Origin of the sequence: Solwaraspora sp. WMMD791 (genome assembly GCF_029581195.1) — a bacterium.
GTDB lineage: Bacteria > Actinomycetota > Actinomycetes > Mycobacteriales > Micromonosporaceae > Micromonospora_E.
This window is the reverse complement of sequence record NZ_CP120737.1, coordinates 2,123,739-2,139,974: the sequence shown is the minus strand read 5'-3', so window position 1 is coordinate 2,139,974 and position 16,236 is coordinate 2,123,739. Positions and strand designations below refer to the sequence as shown.

Annotated in this window: 17 protein-coding genes and 1 pseudogene; 6 read left to right on the top strand and 12 right to left on the bottom strand. The window is 72.9% G+C overall.

Annotated elements, in window-relative coordinates:
* Positions 1-61 precede the first annotated feature (61 nt).
* Both O7623_RS09280 and O7623_RS09275 read right to left on the bottom strand, forming a co-directional pair.
* Positions 62-1,348 (bottom strand): HAMP domain-containing sensor histidine kinase, encoded by a 1,287-nt coding sequence (locus O7623_RS09280; protein ID WP_282228204.1) that lies wholly within the window; start codon positions 1,346-1,348, stop codon positions 62-64.
* Positions 1,345-2,034 carry a response regulator transcription factor gene (locus O7623_RS09275; protein WP_282228203.1) on the bottom strand — a complete coding sequence of 230 codons (690 nt, stop codon included), beginning with the start codon at positions 2,032-2,034 and terminating at the stop codon, positions 1,345-1,347. The genes O7623_RS09280 and O7623_RS09275 overlap by 4 nt, the downstream gene beginning before the upstream one ends.
* Before the next feature lie 104 nt (positions 2,035-2,138).
* Between O7623_RS09275 and O7623_RS09270 the strand changes: the two genes are divergently transcribed.
* Positions 2,139-2,645: a septum formation initiator gene (locus O7623_RS09270; RefSeq protein ID WP_282228202.1), complete on the top strand. Its 507-nt coding sequence runs from the start codon at positions 2,139-2,141 to the stop codon at positions 2,643-2,645.
* Positions 2,646-2,679: 34 nt separating this feature from the next.
* Here the strand turns inward: O7623_RS09270 and O7623_RS09265 are convergent, their stop codons facing one another.
* The gene (locus O7623_RS09265; RefSeq protein WP_282228201.1) at positions 2,680-3,624 is read right to left on the bottom strand and encodes a terpene synthase; all 945 of its coding nucleotides are present in this window, start codon (positions 3,622-3,624) and stop codon (positions 2,680-2,682) included.
* 87 nt (positions 3,625-3,711) lie between these two features.
* On the bottom strand, positions 3,712-4,341 hold the full coding sequence (locus O7623_RS09260; protein ID WP_282228200.1) for a TIGR03085 family metal-binding protein: 630 nt from the start codon (positions 4,339-4,341) through the stop codon (positions 3,712-3,714).
* Between the two features lie 166 nt (positions 4,342-4,507).
* Between O7623_RS09260 and O7623_RS09255 the strand changes: the two genes are divergently transcribed.
* Together O7623_RS09255 and O7623_RS09250 are read left to right on the top strand one after the other, a co-directional pair.
* Positions 4,508-6,424, top strand: coding sequence for an ABC transporter ATP-binding protein (locus O7623_RS09255; protein ID WP_282228199.1), 1,917 nt, complete (start codon positions 4,508-4,510; stop codon positions 6,422-6,424).
* Positions 6,421-8,283: an ABC transporter ATP-binding protein gene (locus O7623_RS09250; RefSeq protein ID WP_282228198.1), complete on the top strand. Its 1,863-nt coding sequence runs from the start codon at positions 6,421-6,423 to the stop codon at positions 8,281-8,283. The genes O7623_RS09255 and O7623_RS09250 overlap by 4 nt, the downstream gene beginning before the upstream one ends.
* 81 nt (positions 8,284-8,364) lie before the next feature.
* Here the strand turns inward: O7623_RS09250 and rpsD are convergent, their stop codons facing one another.
* Positions 8,365-8,976 carry a 30S ribosomal protein S4 gene (gene rpsD / locus O7623_RS09245; protein ID WP_282228197.1) on the bottom strand — a complete coding sequence of 204 codons (612 nt, stop codon included), beginning with the start codon at positions 8,974-8,976 and terminating at the stop codon, positions 8,365-8,367.
* Between the two features lie 73 nt (positions 8,977-9,049).
* Between rpsD and O7623_RS09240 the strand changes: the two genes are divergently transcribed.
* On the top strand, positions 9,050-9,802 hold the full coding sequence (locus tag O7623_RS09240; protein ID WP_282228196.1) for a DUF2470 domain-containing protein: 753 nt from the start codon (positions 9,050-9,052) through the stop codon (positions 9,800-9,802).
* Between the two features lie 84 nt (positions 9,803-9,886).
* Here O7623_RS09240 and O7623_RS09235 read toward each other — a convergent pair whose 3' ends face one another.
* The 3 genes from O7623_RS09235 to O7623_RS09225 all read right to left on the bottom strand — a co-directional run bounded on the left by O7623_RS09235 (position 9,887) and on the right by O7623_RS09225 (position 12,091).
* Positions 9,887-10,501, bottom strand: coding sequence for a TetR family transcriptional regulator (locus tag O7623_RS09235; protein ID WP_282228195.1), 615 nt, complete (start codon positions 10,499-10,501; stop codon positions 9,887-9,889).
* A gap of 97 nt (positions 10,502-10,598) precedes the next feature.
* The gene (locus O7623_RS09230; protein ID WP_282228194.1) at positions 10,599-11,354 is read right to left on the bottom strand and encodes an ABC transporter permease; all 756 of its coding nucleotides are present in this window, start codon (positions 11,352-11,354) and stop codon (positions 10,599-10,601) included.
* Positions 11,351-12,091 carry an ABC transporter ATP-binding protein gene (locus tag O7623_RS09225; protein ID WP_282228193.1) on the bottom strand — a complete coding sequence of 247 codons (741 nt, stop codon included), beginning with the start codon at positions 12,089-12,091 and terminating at the stop codon, positions 11,351-11,353. Before O7623_RS09225 ends, O7623_RS09230 begins: the two co-directional genes overlap by 4 nt.
* Before the next feature lie 429 nt (positions 12,092-12,520).
* On the opposite strand from O7623_RS09225, the pseudogene O7623_RS09220 reads away from it, so the two are divergent.
* Positions 12,521-12,883, top strand: a pseudogene (locus O7623_RS09220) (M23 family metallopeptidase); the annotation flags it as partial.
* 58 nt (positions 12,884-12,941) lie between these two features.
* Here the strand turns inward: O7623_RS09220 and O7623_RS09215 are convergent.
* The 3 genes from O7623_RS09215 to O7623_RS09205 are packed head-to-tail and all read right to left on the bottom strand — an operon-like array spanning position 12,942 to position 14,314.
* Positions 12,942-13,403 carry a tetratricopeptide repeat protein gene (locus O7623_RS09215; protein WP_282228192.1) on the bottom strand — a complete coding sequence of 154 codons (462 nt, stop codon included), beginning with the start codon at positions 13,401-13,403 and terminating at the stop codon, positions 12,942-12,944.
* Positions 13,400-13,693, bottom strand: coding sequence for a hypothetical protein (locus O7623_RS09210; protein ID WP_282228191.1), 294 nt, complete (start codon positions 13,691-13,693; stop codon positions 13,400-13,402). Before O7623_RS09210 ends, O7623_RS09215 begins: the two co-directional genes overlap by 4 nt.
* A gap of 45 nt (positions 13,694-13,738) precedes the next feature.
* On the bottom strand, positions 13,739-14,314 hold the full coding sequence (locus O7623_RS09205) for a TetR/AcrR family transcriptional regulator (RefSeq protein ID WP_282228190.1): 576 nt from the start codon (positions 14,312-14,314) through the stop codon (positions 13,739-13,741).
* Positions 14,315-14,476: 162 nt separating this feature from the next.
* On the opposite strand from O7623_RS09205, the gene O7623_RS09200 reads away from it, so the two are divergent.
* Positions 14,477-14,860, top strand: a complete 384-nt coding sequence (locus O7623_RS09200) for a MerR family transcriptional regulator (protein WP_282228189.1) — start codon at positions 14,477-14,479, stop codon at positions 14,858-14,860.
* Between the two features lie 42 nt (positions 14,861-14,902).
* Here the strand turns inward: O7623_RS09200 and O7623_RS09195 are convergent, their stop codons facing one another.
* Entirely contained in the window at positions 14,903-15,973 is a 1,071-nt protein-coding gene (locus tag O7623_RS09195; RefSeq protein ID WP_282228188.1) for a hypothetical protein, read from the bottom strand.
* Positions 15,974-16,236: the final 263 nt, after the last annotated feature.

The window sequence follows — 16,236 nt, the reverse complement described above, 5'->3', positions numbered from 1 at the left end:
GCCGGATAGCGGCGCGCTGTGCGAGCGCTAAGGGCGGGTTAAGACCGTGGGTCCGCGCCGGTCAGGTCCGTGGCCGGCCGAGCCGCAGCGTCACCACCGCGCCCGGCGATCCGTCCACCACCGTCAGCCGGCCACCGCTGGCCCGGGCCACCCGGGCGGCGATGTCCAGGCCCAGCCCGGTCGAACCGGCCTGGGACACCCCGCGCCGGGCCAGCCCGTCGGGCAGGCCGGGGCCGGTGTCGGCGACGGTGAGTGCCACGTCCTCGGCGGTCGCGGCCAGGGCGACCGCGAACCCGGTGCCGTCCGGGGTGTGCGCGAAGACGTTGCCCAGCAGGGCGTCCACCGCGGCAGCCAGCTCCTCCGCGTCGACGGCGACCGGCAGCGGGCCGGCGGCCAGCTCGAGTCGGACGGTACGCCCGGTGTCCTCGGCCAGCACCGACCAGAACTCGACCCGGTCGCGGACCACCACGGCGGCGTCGGCGACCGCAGGCTGCCCGCCCGGCCCGGTCGGAGCGGCGCTGCGCCGGCGGGCCTGCTGGATCAGACCGGTGACGGCCCGTTCGAGGGAGTCCACCGCGGCGGTGACCCGGGCCGCCTCCGCCGGGTCGGGCAGCGACTCGGCCTCCAGCCGCAGCGCGGTCAGCGGCGTGCGGAGCCGGTGTGACAAATCGGCGATGCGTTCACGTTCGTCACGCAGCAGTTCCTGGATCCGCCCGGCCAGGTGGTTCAACGCCCCGGCCACCTCCCGCACCTCCGGCGGGCCACCGGGCTGCGCCCGGGCCGACAGTTCGGCGCCGGCCAACCGGTGCGACACCGCCGACAGCTCGGTGATCGGCGCGACCAGCCGGCGGGCCAGCCGGTCGGCGACGAGGACCCCGACCAGGATCAGACCCAGGCCGAGCCCGGCCAACACCGTCCAGGCCCGGCCGACCCCCCGGTCCAGCTCGGCGGCGGAGACGAAGGTACGGATCACCGCCGTACCGTCGGGGCGGCCCTGCACCGCGACCAGGATCTCCCGGCCCTGGGCGTCGGCGGCGGTGAGGCTGCGGCCGGTGCCGGCCAGCCGGACCGCCGGCGTCGCCGCGACCTGGTCACCGAGGACCGTGCCGTCGGGCAGGTAGACGGTGACCGGCCGGTCGGCGGTGGCGGCCAGCTGCTCGACGGTCAGCCGCAGGGTGGCGACGTCGGCGGTGCCGACCAGCGAGACGATCGACTGCACGTCGGCGGTGGCGGCGATGATCGCCCGGTCCTGCGCCACGGTGCGCAGCAGCAGCGCCAGCGGCACCAGGAAGGCCACCAGCACCAGGGTCGTGGTGGCGGCGACCAGCAGGGTGAGCCGGCGTCTCACCCGACGCCGTCCGGGGCGTCCAGGCGCACCCCGACGCCGCGGACGGTGTGCAGGTAGCGGGGCGCGCCGGCGGTTTCGCCGAGTTTGCGGCGCAGCCAGGACAGGTGGACGTCGACGGTCTTGTCCGCGCCGCCGTAGGGCACCTGCCAGACCTCGGTCATCAGTTCCCGTTTGGAGACCACCTGCCCGGCCCGGGCCGCCAGGTAGTGCAGCAGGTCGAACTCGCGCGGGGTCAGCTCCAGCGTCGCGCCGGCCAAACTGACCTGTCGGGACCGTACGTCGATGCGCAGCTCACCGACCAGCACCGCAGTTTCTTCCGGTTCGCCGGCGCCCCGGCGCAGCACGGCCCGCACCCGAGCGTCGAGCTGGGCGGCGGTGAAGGGCTTGACGACGTAGTCGTCGGCGCCGGCGTCGAGCCCTCGGACGATCTCGGCCTCGTCGTCGCGGGCGGTGGCGATGATCACCGGTACCCGGCTGACGGCCCGCAGCATCCGCAGCATCTCCAACCCGTCCAGGTCGGGCAGGCCGAGGTCGAGCACGACCAGGTCGGGTCGGTCGTCGAGGGCGTGCGTCAGGCCGGCCATCGCGGTGTGCGCGGCCGCGACGGCGTGGCCGCGTTCGCGCAGGGCCCGGATCAGCGGGGTACGGATCGCCAGGTCGTCCTCGATCACCAGCAGCCGGGCCACGACAGGCACGCTACCTGGCGCCGTCGCTGGTGACGGCACCCGTTAACGGTTCTTTAGGGTCCCCCGGCGCTGCCGTTAACCCACCGGCGGGCATAGTCACCAGGGTGACCCGTCGTGTGCTGCTCACCGTCGCCGGCTGGTGCCTAGCCGTCGGCGCGGCGACCATGATCGGACTGGCCGCGCTGCGGGTGGTCGGTGAAGGGCTGACCGGTGGCCCGGCCGGTGAGGTGCTCGACCAGCAGGAGATCGCCCGCCAGCTCGCGGCCGCCTCGGTGTCGCCCTCGGCCACGGCCATGGTGCCGCCAGCGCCGTCACCGACGTCGGCACCGGCGTCGCCGGCGACCAGCCCTGACCCGCCGTCGCCGTCGCCGACCGACACCGCTGTGCGGCAGGTCGCGGCGACCCCCGGCGGCACCGTGGTCGCCGCCTGCGACGGCGCGTTGGCCCGCCTGGTCTCCTGGGCGCCCGCGCAGGGTTACACCGCGAGCGATGTGGACCGTGGTCCCGACGACGACGCCGAGGTGAGCTTCGTCGGCGCGGCTGGCGAGTACGAGGTGACCGTGATCTGTGTCGCCGGTCGTCCGCAGGTCAGCTGGGAACTGGACGACTGACGCCCGCCTCCCGGCGCGTCGCCGGCCGGAGCCCTCACCGGTAGCGCTGGGAGTTGACCGACCAGTCGTAGGTGCCCCGGATCCAGTGCCGCCGGGCGGCGACGAGGCGCTCCACCGCAGGCGGCGCGTCGACCAGCACCTCCGCCTCCAACCGCAGGTAGAGCGCCAGGCTGTCGGTGAACCGGCTGCTGGCCTCGGCCAGCCCCGCCGCCGCGCTCTGGCCGGTCTCGTGCGCGATGACGACGGCCAGGTTGTGCGGATCCTGGTGGTGTTCCTTGGCGTAGGAGAACAGGTCGTTGCACCAGCAGACCAGATCCGCCGCGACAGTGTTCAATTCCGCTAGCCGTGGGTCAACCCGGTGACGGGAATGCGGCAGTCCGTTTTCCGCGAGGTCGGTGAGCGCGAAACTGGGCAGTACGGCGCCGGTGTGCCGGCGCATCTGGATGTACTCGGCCACCGCCGGCACCCGACCCTGCTGGCGGTTGCTGGCCTCCCAGAGCAGCGCGAAGAGGTAGTGGTGCAGCGAAGCGGTGAAGCGCAACAGGGCTCCGGGCCGGCGCAGCCGGCGGACCCGGTGACACAGGTCGGCCAGCGCCGCCGACAGCGGCTCCTGGTCCGCCACCGGACCGGCAGCCGGTACGCCGTACCGCTCCAGCACCTGCATCAGTGGACTGATCAGGGGCGAGACCCGGCACGGGTCGGCACCGCCACCGTCTTCGTCACAGACGTCGTCCAGTGCGAACAGCCAGGTGATCAGATCGCTGAGCAGTTGGGCGTGGGCGAGTTCGGCGCTGGGCGCGGCGCGGGCCGCCAACTCGGCCGCGTTGGCCCGACGCAGCCGGGCCGCGGTGGAGGCGTTGGCGGTCAGCGCGAACCGTTCGGCCCACTGGATCGACTGCTCGGCGAGGGTCGGCAGATGCGGGTTCGTCCGGGGACGGAACGGCGGTGCCACCACCGATGTCGGCGCGAACGCGGGCATGTGACCTCCGGGCGGGCGCCGGGGGGAGGGGTGGCGCACCGGTGTGATCATCATCGCGGTCCGCGCCCGTGGCGGCGAGTGCCGCCCTCAGAAGCCGAACCCGGCGTTACGCAATCGTTCTTCGAGCACCGCGGGGCAGTCGATCTGCACCCGGGCGACCCGTTGCCGACCGGTCAGGAACAGCACGAGCTCACCGGGCGGGGCGCTGATCAGTACCGGCTCGCCACCGCCGCCGGTGCTCACCTCGCCGTAGCCGTCGGCGACGACCCGGACCGCCCCGGTGAACCGGCGCAGGTGCAGCCGGCTCAACGCGGCGACCCGCTTCCACAGCGCCGCCTGCTCGCCGGGCGGGAGTTCCCGGGGGGCCCAGTCGGGTACGGCGCGGCGGACGTCCTCGTGGTGGATGAAGAACTCCATGAGGTTGGCGAGTTCGTCGGTGAGCGGGTTGCTCAGCGGGCTCCACACCGGTGGTTGCCGGACCAGCGCGACCAGCTCCGGGAATGGCCGGCGGGCGTACTCGGTGCGGACCCGTTCGCTGTATCCGCGCAGCACCGGCAGCCAGATCCCGGGCCCGGCGTCGGGCCGGCGCTCCCGCACCACCAGGTGCGCCGCGAGGTCGCGGGTGGTCCAGCCCTCGTTGACCGTCGGTGCATCCGGACCGATGGTGAGGAACAGGTCGGCAAGGGCTTGACGTTCCATCTGTGCGAACCGCGCCATGAACCGATCCTAGGTGCAGGCGTGAGCCGGTGGCGGGGGAGCCGGGCGATCCGTCCTGTCCCGCCGTCGCCGTCGGTGTGGCGGTCGCCACAGTCGTCGCCGTCGGCTGGCGTCGTCGGTTGGTAAGGACAAGATTTGATGTTCGGAACTTACCTGCGGGGGAAGTGTGGCCAATAGGACAAGCCGTGACGTGCTGCTGCGTGGGCTGTGGGTGCTCGGCCAGGGCATCCGGGAGCAGCCGGGGCTGTTCACCGTCGGGGTCGGCGGCAGCGTCGTGTTCGGGCTGCTCACCATCGCCAGCGCGTACGTCGTCGGGGCGATCGTCGGTGAGGTGGTCGTGCCCTCGATCGAGTCCGGGCAGGCCGAGACCGGTCTGCTCGCCGCCGGTGCGGCCGCCCTGCTGGCGGTGAGCGTCGTCAAGGTGGGCGGGATCTTCGGCCGTCGGCTCGGTGCCGGGTTCATGCAGTACCGCCTGCAGGCGTCGTACCGGCGTCGGGTCACCCGCCGCTACCTCGAACTGCCGATGGCGTGGCATCAGCGGCATCCGACCGGCACCCTGCTGTCGAACGCGAACTCCGATGTCGAGGCGACCTGGTTCCCGGTGGCGCCGCTGCCGTTCGCCGTCGGCACGGTGGTGATGCTGGTGGCCGCGATCGGCGCCCTGTTCGTCACCGACTGGGTCCTGGCCCTGGTCGGGCTGGCGGTGTTCCCCGCGCTGTTCACCCTCAACGTCGTCTACTCCCGCCGGATGGCCCCCCGGCAGGTCCGCGCCCAGCAGCTGCGGGCCGAGGTCAGCGCGATCGCGCACGAGAGCTTCGACGGCGCGTTGGTGGTCAAGACGATGGGCCGGGAAGGCCAGGAGACGGTCCGCTTCGCCGCCCGGGCCGCCGAGCTGCGCGACGCGCTGATCGCCGTCGGTCGGCTCCGGGGCATGTTCGACCCGTTGCTGGAGACGCTGCCCAGTCTCGGCACCCTGGCGGTGCTCCTGGTCGGCACATACCGGCTGCGGCAGGGTGCGATCAGCGTCGCCGACCTGGTGAGCGTCGCGTTCCTGTTCACCGTGCTGGCGTTCCCGGTCCGGGCCATCGGCTGGGTGCTCGCCGAACTGCCGCGCAGCGTCGCCGGCTGGGACCGCGTGCACCGGGTGCTGACCGCGAGCGGGCAGATGCCGTACGGCACCGACGGGCTGCCGGCGGCCGCGACCGACGCGGCGAGCCTGGTCCTGGACCGGGTCCGCTTCAGCTACGGGCCGGACTCCCCGGACACACCGGACACCACGGCGCGCGGCACCGACGACGCGGCGTCCGGGCCCGCGCCGCAGGTTCTGCACGACGTGTCGTTCACGGTGCCGGCCGGGCGCACGGTCGCCCTGGTCGGGCCGACCGGCTCCGGTAAGTCGACCATCGCGGCGCTCGCCGCCCGGCTGGTCGACCCGACCGCCGGTACGGTGACCGTCGACGGCGTCGACCTGCGGGAACTGACAGCGGAATCGCTGGCCCGGACGATCTCCCTGGTCGCCCAGGTGCCCTTCGTCTTCGACGACACGGTCCGGGCCAACGTCGCACTGGACCGCGACGGGGTGACCGACGAGTCGGTGTGGGCGGCGCTGCGGCTGGCCGAGGCGGACGGGTTCATCGCGGCGCTGCCCGACGGGCTCGACACGATGGTCGGGGAACGGGGCACCACGCTGTCCGGCGGGCAGCGCCAGCGCCTCACCCTGGCCCGGGCCCTGGCCGGCCGACCCCGGCTGCTGGTGCTCGACGACGCGACCAGCGCCGTCGACCCCCGGGTGGAGGCGGCGATCCTGGCCGCGCTGCGGACCTCGGAGATCGCCACCTCGATCCTGGTGGTCGCCTACCGCCGCGCCACCATTGCCCTCGCCGACGAGGTCGTCTTCCTCGACCAGGGGCGGGTCGTCGACACCGGTACGCACCAGCAACTGCTCGCCCGCTGCCCCGGCTACGCCGACCTGGTCACCGCGTACGAGCAGGCCGAGGCGCAACGGGAACGGGACCGGGCCGGCGGCGTCGACCCGACCGGGCCGGTCGACGGCGTGTCACGCCCGGTGGAGGTGAACCGGTGAGTGCCCCCACGATGGACCAGAGCGGCCGGCGACGCCCGCAGCCAGCGGGGACGCCCGGCGCCGGCGGTACGGCTCCGGCACCCGGCGGTGCCGGGGAGCCACCGGCCGAGTCGACCTGGCGGACCCTGCGGCGCGGGCTGGCCCTGTCGCCGGAGCTGCGTACCGGACTGGCCGGGACCCTCGCCCTGGCCCTGGCGTCGATGGTCGGCCGGGCCGCCATCCCGGTCGCCGTACAGCAGGCCATCGACAACGGCCTGCGCGCCCCGGGCGGCCCGGACCTCGGCGTGGTCGGGCTGATCGTGGCGTTGACCGCCACGGTGCTGGCCGGGACGACCGTCGCCGGGTACTTCATGATGCGGCGGCTGTTCACCGTCAGCGAGACCGCGCTCGCCGCGGTGCGGACCAGGGCGTTCCGCCATGTGCACGACCTGTCGATGCTGCACCAGCAGTCGGAACGGCGCGGTTCGCTGGTCAGCCGGGTCACCAGCGACGTCGACCAGATCACCCAGTTCCTGCAGTGGGGCGGGGTGATCCTGCTGATCAGTGGTGGGCAGGTGGTGGTCACCGCGACCGTGATGGCCGTGTACTCGTGGCAGCTCACCCTGGTGGTCCTGGCGGCCTTCATCCCGGCGTTGCTGATCATCCGGGCGTTCCAACGACGGCTCGCCGCCGCGTACGGCGTGGTCCGCCAACGGACCGGGGCCCTGCTGGCGGCGGTCGCCGAGAGCGTCGTCGGCGCGGCCGTGATCCGCGCGTACGGGGTGTCCGGCCGCACCGCGCGTCGCCTCGACGAGGCGATCGAGGGCCAGCGGCGGGCCCAGCAGCGGGCGCTGCGGACCAGCGTGATCGGCTTCTCCGTCGGGGAGATCGCCGCCGGGCTGGCCCTGGCCGGGGTGGTGGTGGTCGGGGTACGGATGGGCGTCGACGGTGACCTGACCGTCGGCCAGCTGACCGCGTTCCTGTTCCTGGTGACGCTGTTCATCCAGCCGGTCCAGATCGCCACCGAGGTGCTCAACGAGGCGCAGAACGCCATCGCCGGCTGGCGTCGGGTGCTCGACGTGCTCGACATCGCGCCCGACGTGGCCGACCCCGGTCACGAGGGGGTGGATCTGCCCCGGGGCGCGCTGGACGTGCGGTTCGACGATGTCAGCTTCGCGTACCCCGGTGGTCCGACGGTGCTGGCCGACGTGCGCCTGGAGATTCCGGCGAAGACGCGGGTGGCGGTGGTCGGGGAGACCGGAAGTGGCAAGACGACCTTCGCGAAGCTGCTCACCCGGTTGATGGATCCGGCCACCGGTCGGGTGCTGCTCTCCGGGGTGCCGTTGGACCAGGTCCGGTTCGAGTCGTTGCGGTCCCGGGTGGTGATGGTGCCGCAGGACGGGTTCCTGTTCGACGCGACGGTGGCGCAGAACGTCCGGTTCGCCCGGCCGGAGCTGACCGACCAGCGGCTCGCCGCCGCCTTCGGCGAGCTGGGTCTGTCGGACTGGGTGGCCGGGCTGCCGGCTGGGCTGGACACGCCGGTCGGCGAGCGGGGCGAGGCGTTGAGCGTCGGGGAGCGTCAGCTGGTGGCGTTGGTCCGGGCCTACGTCGCCGACCCCGATCTGCTGGTGCTCGACGAGGCGACCAGCGCCGTCGACCCTGCGACTGAGGTCCGGCTGCAGCGTACGTTGGACGCGGTGACCCGGGGGCGGACCACGTTGACGATCGCCCACCGGCTGTCCACCGCGCAGGCCGCCGACGAGGTGATCGTCGTCGACCGGGGGCGGGTGGTGCAGCGGGGTCCGCACGAGCAGTTGCTCGCCGACCCCGATTCGGTCTACGCACGGCTGTTCGCGTCCTGGTTGGAGCAGACCCGCTGACCACCCGTTCCGGTCGGTGCCCGCGTCGCGGCACCGACCGGGCCTGACGGGCGGGCGGCGTCGCGTCGGGCCGCTCCGGGCTCAGCGGGAGTAGAACTCGACCACGAGCTGCTCGTCGCAGATGATCGGCACTTCGCTTCGGGCCGGTTCGCGCAGCAGCGTCGCGGTCAGCTCGCTCAGGCTGACCGACAGGTACGGCGCGGTCGGCCCGTCGCCGGTGTGTGCGCCGGCGGCGGCCAGCTGGAACGGCGGCTTGGTGCGGCTGCGCTCGCGGACTTCGACCACCTGGCCGGGGCGCAGCCGGTAGGACGGCCGGTCCACCTTGACCCCGTCGACGCTGAAGTGGCCGTGCGCGACCAGTTGGCGGGCCTGGTAGACGGTGCGGGCCAGCCCGGCCCGGTGCACCACCGCGTCGAGGCGGCGTTCCAGCAGGCTGACCAACGTGTCGCCGGTCTTGCCGGCACCCCGTACGGCGTCGTCGAAGGCGCGGCGCAGCTGGGTCTCGCTGACGTTGTACTGGTGGCGCAGCCGCTGCTTCTCCAGCAGCCGGACCTGGTAGTCCGAGGGCTTGCGTCGGGCGCGGCCGTGTACGCCGGGCGGGTACGGGCGGCGCTCGAAGTACTTGGTGCACTTGCGGGTCAGCGGGATGCCGAGGGCGCGGGAGATTCGCGCCTTGGGTCGTGGGTGGTTCACGTGGACGACTCCGGATTAGTAGGTTAGCCTGCCCTCACTAAGGTGAGCCTAACTGATCTCGGAGGTCCGTGTCATGCAGCCCAGCCCCGCAGAGATCGCCCGGACCCTGGCCGCGGGCCGGCTGCCCGGCACGGCGCACGTCGCCTGCCGGCCCGGCCCACTCGCCGTACGGCACGCGACCGACCCGATGGGACGGATCCTGCTGCTGGCGACCGGGTCGGACCCGATCGCCGGTGCCCTGCGTCCGGTCGACGGCGCCGACGACGTCGCGGTCGTACTGGAGGCGACCGACGTGCCGCCGGTGGCCGGTTCGCCCACCCACGGCCAGGTCTGGGTATCCGGTTGGGTCAGCCCGCTCGACGGCGCGGCCGCCCGGATGGCCGCGTTGGACTTCGCCGACGTGCACGCCTGCCCCGACCTGCTCGACGTCGGCCACGGCGCCACCATGTTCCGGATGGAGGTGGCCGAGGTCCGGCTGCAGCGGTGCGGCGTCACCACCGAGGTGGACCCCGACGAGTACGCCGCCGCCGAACCCGATCCGCTCGGCGGCATCGAGTCGCAGCTGCTCGTCGACCTCGCCGACCACCACCGGACCGAGATGACCGCGTTCATCCGTCGGCAGCTGCGCGACGCCGGCCACCGGTCGCTCGCCGGTGACCCGCAGGTCGTCCGGATGGACCGGTACGGCTTCGTGGTCGCGCTCGGCCCGCAGGGCCCCCGCGCCCGGCTCGCCTTTCCCGCCCCGGTCCGCGACCGCGCCGAACTCGCCCGGCTGCTGCACCCGGTGCTCTGCCGACGCTGCTGCGCCCCACCGGCCGCCGCCTGATACCCACCGACCGCCGCGCACCAACCGCCGCCTGACGCCTGCGCACCCACCGCCGCTTGACACGGGGTGCGCACCCACCGGCGGTCAGTGGTCGGGCGGCGACGCCGTGGTGACGGTGCCGGTGAGGTAACGCTGGATCGTCGGCCCGACCGCCGCCGCCACCTCGTCGGCCGCCATGGTGGACAGCGGCGACAGCCGCAGCACGTAGCGGGTCACGAGCAGGCCAGCCATCTGCGACACCACCAGCGCGGTGCGCAGCGGCAGCTCCGCCGGGTCGAGGTCGAGCTGGCCCAGTACCCGACGGACGATCTGGGTGGTGACGAACTCGCGCATCAGCCGGGCGGTCCAGTCGTTGCTCAACGCCGAGCGCAGCAACGCCAGGGCGGCCACCCCGGCTGGTGAGTCCCAGACTCCCAGGACCAGCCGGACCAGCCGCTGCCCGACCTCCTCGCGGCCGCCGGCGAACGCCTGCGGCAGCAGCTCGGCCGGGTCCACCGGCGCGTTCATCGCGGCCAGGAACAGGTTGTCCTTGGTGCCGAAGTAGTGGTGCACCAGCGCCGGGTCGACGCCGGCGGCGGCCGCGATCGCCCGTACCGACGCCTGGTCGAAGCCGCGCTCACCGAAGGTCTGCCGGGCGGCGGTCAGGATCGCCTCGCGGGTGTCGGGATTGCCCGGTCGCCGCCCGGTGCGTCGTGCCATCGGTCCTGTCACTCCTGTCGCCGTCGCCGCGCCGCCCGCAGCCGCACACCCAGCTGCCGCGCCGCCCGCAGCCGCACACCCAGTTGCCGCGCCGCACTCAGCCGCTTCGTCGGCGCAAGGTAGCGGCGGCCAGCACCAGCGCGGCGACCACCGCCCCAGCGACCACGCCCAGGTCGCGCCAGAGCGTCGCGGTCGGCTCCGGATGCGCCCCGACCTCCGTCAACGCCGACACGGCGTAGGACAGCGGCAGGACGTTGCTGATCGCCTCCAGCCAACCGGCCATCTGGTCACGGGCGACGAACAACCCGCAGAGCAGCAGTTGCGGGATCACCACCACCGGCATGAACTGTACGGCCTGGAACTCGGTGCGGGCGAAAGCGCTGCACAGCAGGCCGAGCGCCACCCCGAGCAGCGCGTTGAGCACCGCGATGGCGATCACCAGGGCGGCGGAGCCGGCGGTGGTCAGGTCGAACAGCCAGTAGGCGGCCGCGCTGGCCACGGTGGCCTGCACCGCCGCCGCGAGCCCGAACGCGATGCCGTAGCCGAACAGCAGGTCCAGTTTTCCCAGCGGGGTGGTGAGCAGTCGTTCCAGGGTGCCGCTGGTACGTTCGCGCAGCATAGCGATGCTGGTCACCAGGAACATGATCACGAATGGGAAGACGCCGAGCATCACCAGCGCGACCCGGTTGAACAGCGCCGGCCCACCGGTGGCCGGGTCCTGGTCGCCGTACATGTAGTAGAGCAGGGTCAGCAGCAGCGCCGGCACGACGACCAGCAGTGCGACGGTACGCCGGTCGTGGCGCAGCTGACGCAGGACGCGGCCGACCGTGGCGGCCAGGATCGTCGGGTTCACCGGTCTGCTCCTCGGGTAGCGTCGGTCGACTGGTGCTGGCGGATGAGCCGCAGGAACGCCTCGTCCAGGTCGTCGGTGCCGGCGGCGGCGCGTACCGCCGCCGGGGTGTCGTCGGCGATCAGCCGTCCGTCGCGGATCAGCAGCAGTCGGTCGCACCGGCCGGCCTCGTCCATCACGTGACTGGAGACCAGCAGGGTGGTGCCGGCGGCGGCGAGGGCGTGGAACCGGGCCCACAGTTCGGCCCGCAGGACGGGGTCCTGGCCGACCGTCGGCTCGTCGAGGACGACCAGGTCGGGGCGGCCGACCAGGGCGCAGGCCAGCGAGGCGCGGCTGCGTTGACCGCCGGAGAGGTCGGCCACCAGTTGCCCGGCGGCGGACGCCAGGCCGACGTCGGCGACGGCCCGGTCGGCGTCGGCCGCCGACAGGCCGTACAACGCGGCGAAGTACCGGGCGTTCTCCCGGACGGTGAGGTCGGCGTAGACGCTGGGTGCCTGGGTGAGATACCCGACGGTACGCCGCAGGGCGGGTGCTCCGGCCGGTCGGCCGAAGACGCGGACCTGCCCGGACCGGACGGTCTGCACCCCGACGACCGCCCGCATCAGGGTGCTCTTGCCGCTGCCGCTCGGGCCGAGCAGGCCGGTGACGCTGCCACGGCCGACGGTGCACGAGATCCCGTGCAGCACGCGGCGGCGGCCCCGGTCGACCACGAGGTCGGTGACCTCGATGACGGGCTCCATGGTTGCCTCCAGTAATTCATCATGCGTTGAACTCAACGGTAGATGAATTACCGACCGTGACGCCAGGGGCTATTTCCGGCGGGGTCCGTGGCGCGGCTCACCGCCGCTGCCCGGCATGGTCGCTGAGCTGCTGATCGTTGGAATCGCTCAGGTCCATCACCAGCAGCTGGCGCGGATAGCGGCAAACGCCGTGTCCCGTCACAAACCGCAGTTCGCTACGGAGGTGTGATGAAACCCCCTACTGACCGTGGCCGTGACCGTCGAGCCCGCCGTACCCGTCGCGCCGGCGTACGGACCCTGCTACGCCGGACCCTGCTGGGCCGGGTCGCGCTGACCGCGACGATGGCCCTCGGCGGGGTGGCCGGTGCCGCCACCGCCGCGCACGCGGCGGGCACCGGCTGGGCGCATCCGATGCCCGGCGCCGAGACCACCTCCTGCTTCGGGCCGCGCTGGGGCACCCAGCACGCCGGGCTGGACCTCGCCGCCGACGAGGGCACCCCGGTGTACGCCGCCGGAGCCGGAACGGTCGTCGACAGCGGCTGGCTCTACTCCGGGTACGGCATCTCCGTGCTGATCGACCACGGCGACGGGCACCTGACCCACTACGCGCACCTGCGTACGGCGTCAGTCTCCGCCGGTGACGTGGTGGCCGCCGGGCAACGCGTCGGCGACGAGGGGTCCACCGGTGACTCGACCGGTCCGCACCTGCACTTCGAGGTGCACGCCGGGCTGTGGAACCAGATCGATCCCGGCCCGTGGATGGCCGCCCGGGGCGTGGATCTCGGCTGCTGAACCGGCCGGTTGTCGACACCGTCGGCTGCCGGGCGGACCGCCGCCCGGCAGCCGACGCTCACCCCTCGCCCAGCAGCTGCGTCAGTCGGTCCAGACCGTCGCGGATCAGCTGCCCGTACGCGTCGTGGCCGAGCGCGTCGATCCCGGCCCGCGCCTGGCGCAGGTGCTCCCTGGCCCGGTCGAGATCACCGAGCCTGCGGTAGCACTCGCCGATGTTGAGGTGCAACGACGGATACAGGGCGGCCACCGACAGCGGCACCCCGGCCTGCGCGACCCGGCCGTCGGTGAGCCGGTCGGCCGCAACCAGGGCCCGCTCGTCCCAGAGCAGTTCCTGACCGACGTCGTCCTGCACGTCGGCCATCGCGTGCGCGAGGACGCAGACGTGCAACGGATCGCCCCGCTCGCCGCAGATCTCGGCCCAGATCCGCGCGAACAGGTCGCGGGCGGCGGCCGGCTGGCCCTGCCGGTGGTGCAACTGGACGCCCTCGTTGATCCGGGCGAGCATCCCGTCGGAGGTCACCGGGCCGGCACCAGAAAGTCCAGCCGTGGATCGGCCATGCCCGGTGCGATCTCCAGGATCTCGGCGTCGACGACCCGGTGGATGACGAACGGGTCCGCCGCCACCCGCTGCTGCAACTGCGGCAGCGTCACGTTGTGCGCCAGCACCGCGCCCCCGAGTCCGGGCTGGATCCCGCCGACCAGGAGGAACACCTGATCATCCAGGCCCTGCGTGATCCACTGCTGATGCTCGGACAGGTACTCGCCGGCGGCGGCCTTGTTCCCGGTGAACCGGAGCAACACGATGAACATCGGCTCTCTCTCGTGACGGCAGGGTAAGGGGATCCGCCGGTGCGGTCAGCTCGGTCGGGTGCCGCAGGTGGCCAGCCAGGCTTCCATCCGGGCGACCTCGCGATGGACGAAGTCCTCGTCGCCGAAGGCATTCGTCAGGGTGGCGACGCCCTGGCTGAAGGCCAGCACATGGAGCGCCATCGCGTCCGAGCCCTCCCCATGGCCGAGCGTCGCGAACTGCGCGGTCAGCCAGTCACGGAACACCGTGAACAGGGCGGTTGCCTCCGGCCGGGACGGGTGTCGCAGTTTTGTCAGCTCTGCGGTCAGGGTGCCGACCGGGCAGCCGAAGTCGCGGATGTCCGCCCGGTTGGTCTGCACGATGCGGATGAAGCGCCGGATCCGCTCCGTGGGCTCGGCCGTCTCGTCCTCCCACTGCCGCAGCATCGCGCGGGTGGCGTCGATCCGGGACGCGATCACCGCCGCCAGGATCTCGTTCTTGGTCTTGAAGTGGTAGTAGAAGTTGCCTCTCGACAGTCCCACCACCTCGGCGATCGTCGTGAACGAGGTGTGTTCGAAACCCTGTTCGTAGAAGAGCCGGTCGGCCGCTGCGACGATCTGGGCGCGGGTCGCGCTCGCTGCCATCGACCGCACTCTCCCTCAGCTGGCCGGATCGCTAGGACGGTTGTCCTACGCGGCACTCTAGGGCATCCGTCCTAGCGGGTGTCAAGTGGTCGCCGCCGGTTGCGCCGGAGGGCCGCGTCCGGTGCGCGGCGCTGCTGGCGTCCGCCTGTCACCCTGGGCGTCATGACCACATCGGCCAGCGGCTCCCTGACCGTCGGTGCGGCCGCCGCGCGGGTCGGGCTCAGCCCGCACACCCTGCGGTGGTACGAGCAGGAAGGGCTGGTCGCCCCGGTCGGGCGGGACGCGGCGGGTCGCCGCCGCTACACCGAAACCGACATCGGCTGGCTGATCCTGCTGACCCGACTGCGGCGCACCGGGATGTCGGTGCGTGACATGCGCCGGTACACCGAACTCGCCCGGCAGGGCGACGGCACGCTGCCGCAACGCATCGACCTGTTCGAGCGGCACCGGGCACTTGTCCTCGCCCGGATCGGGCAGTTGCAGGAGGACCTGGCCGTCCTCGACCACAAGATCGACGCTTACCGGAAACTCGTGGACGAGCGGTGAGGTGGGCGTGGCGGGTACCCCGCCACGCCAACCTCACCCACGTCAGATGGCCAGCAGGCGGTCGAGGAACTCGCGGTACTGGCGCAACGCCACCCGCATCGACTCGGTGTCCGGCGTCTCGCTGTGCCGGTGCGGGTCGAGTTCGTTCTGTTCGGCGAGGAGACGTTCGGCCAGCGTCCGGACGGTGTGCCCGACCAGCGCCTGGGCCTGCGCCAGGGCGACGTCCGGTTCGTCGACGAACCGGGCCTTGATCTCGTGCCACTCGTCGCGCAGATCGTCGGCGGCGGCCTCGGTCCAGATCGTGATCGGCGGCAACGACACGTCGCCCGGCCGCCGCGCCGACACCGCTTCCGGCTGCGCGTCATCCACTGAGGTCAGCAAGTCAGCCGGCTCCTCGTCTTCGTCGTCATCCTCATCCCCGTCGTCATCGTCATCGTCGAGGTCGTCCTCCTCGTCGTCATCGTCATCCTCGAGGTCGTCGTCCTCCTCGTCCTCGTCGTCCTCGTCCTCGAGGTCGTCGTCGTCGAAGGAGAGGTCACCGGCGTCGCCGTGTGCGGTGACGGCCTCTGGGTCGTCGTCGTCCTCGGCCGGGTCGTCGGCGTCGTGCGGGTCGGCATCGTCGGCGGAGCCCGCCGGCTCTGCCTCCGCCGCCGGCTCGGGCTGCGTGGCCGTCGCGTTGTCGCCCGCCGGCCCATCGGAAGAGTCGGAGGAGTCGTCGGAGTCGGAGTCAGCGGGTGAATCGGTATCCGCCGGCAGGGACGTGTCGGCGACATGCGCCGCTGACGCCGCGTCGGCGGGCTTGTGACCGGGGGACTCCGGTGCGGTGTCCGTCGGCCCCTGGGCGGTGGCCGACGGCACCTCGTCCGACTCCCGTTCGTCGGTCGGGGTGCCACCGAGCAACTGCGTGGCGATCGGGGGCAGCGGGCTCGGGTTCTGCCGGTCCGCCGAAGGTGGCGCGATCACCGGCATCTCGGTCGTCGCTTCGTTGATCACATGTCCGGCGGCCATCGGCCGGGGTGCCGGGATCGGTCTGCCGTGCACGGGAACGGGGGCGGGGGCGGCGTCCCCCGACTCCACCGCCCCCGAAGGCTGAGGGGTGGCCATGGGCTGCATCGAGAATCCTCCGTCCGCGTCGGCGGGTGCCCGGTCGGCGGTGCAACCGGGTCGTCACCCGCACGGGCGTGTGGCTGGGGTGGTGCGCCGACTCGCCGCACCGGACGAGGCCGACGGACCCGGCCGGACGTACGTCGACCGCGCCGGGCAGGCCCCGGGCGCGGTGCTGTCGACAGGTGCCGGAACCGGTGCGGGGCATGGGACGTGCCCGCAGACCTCGACCGTGGCGGCGCACCGTCAAGGTACCCCTCCGGCCGCGACGG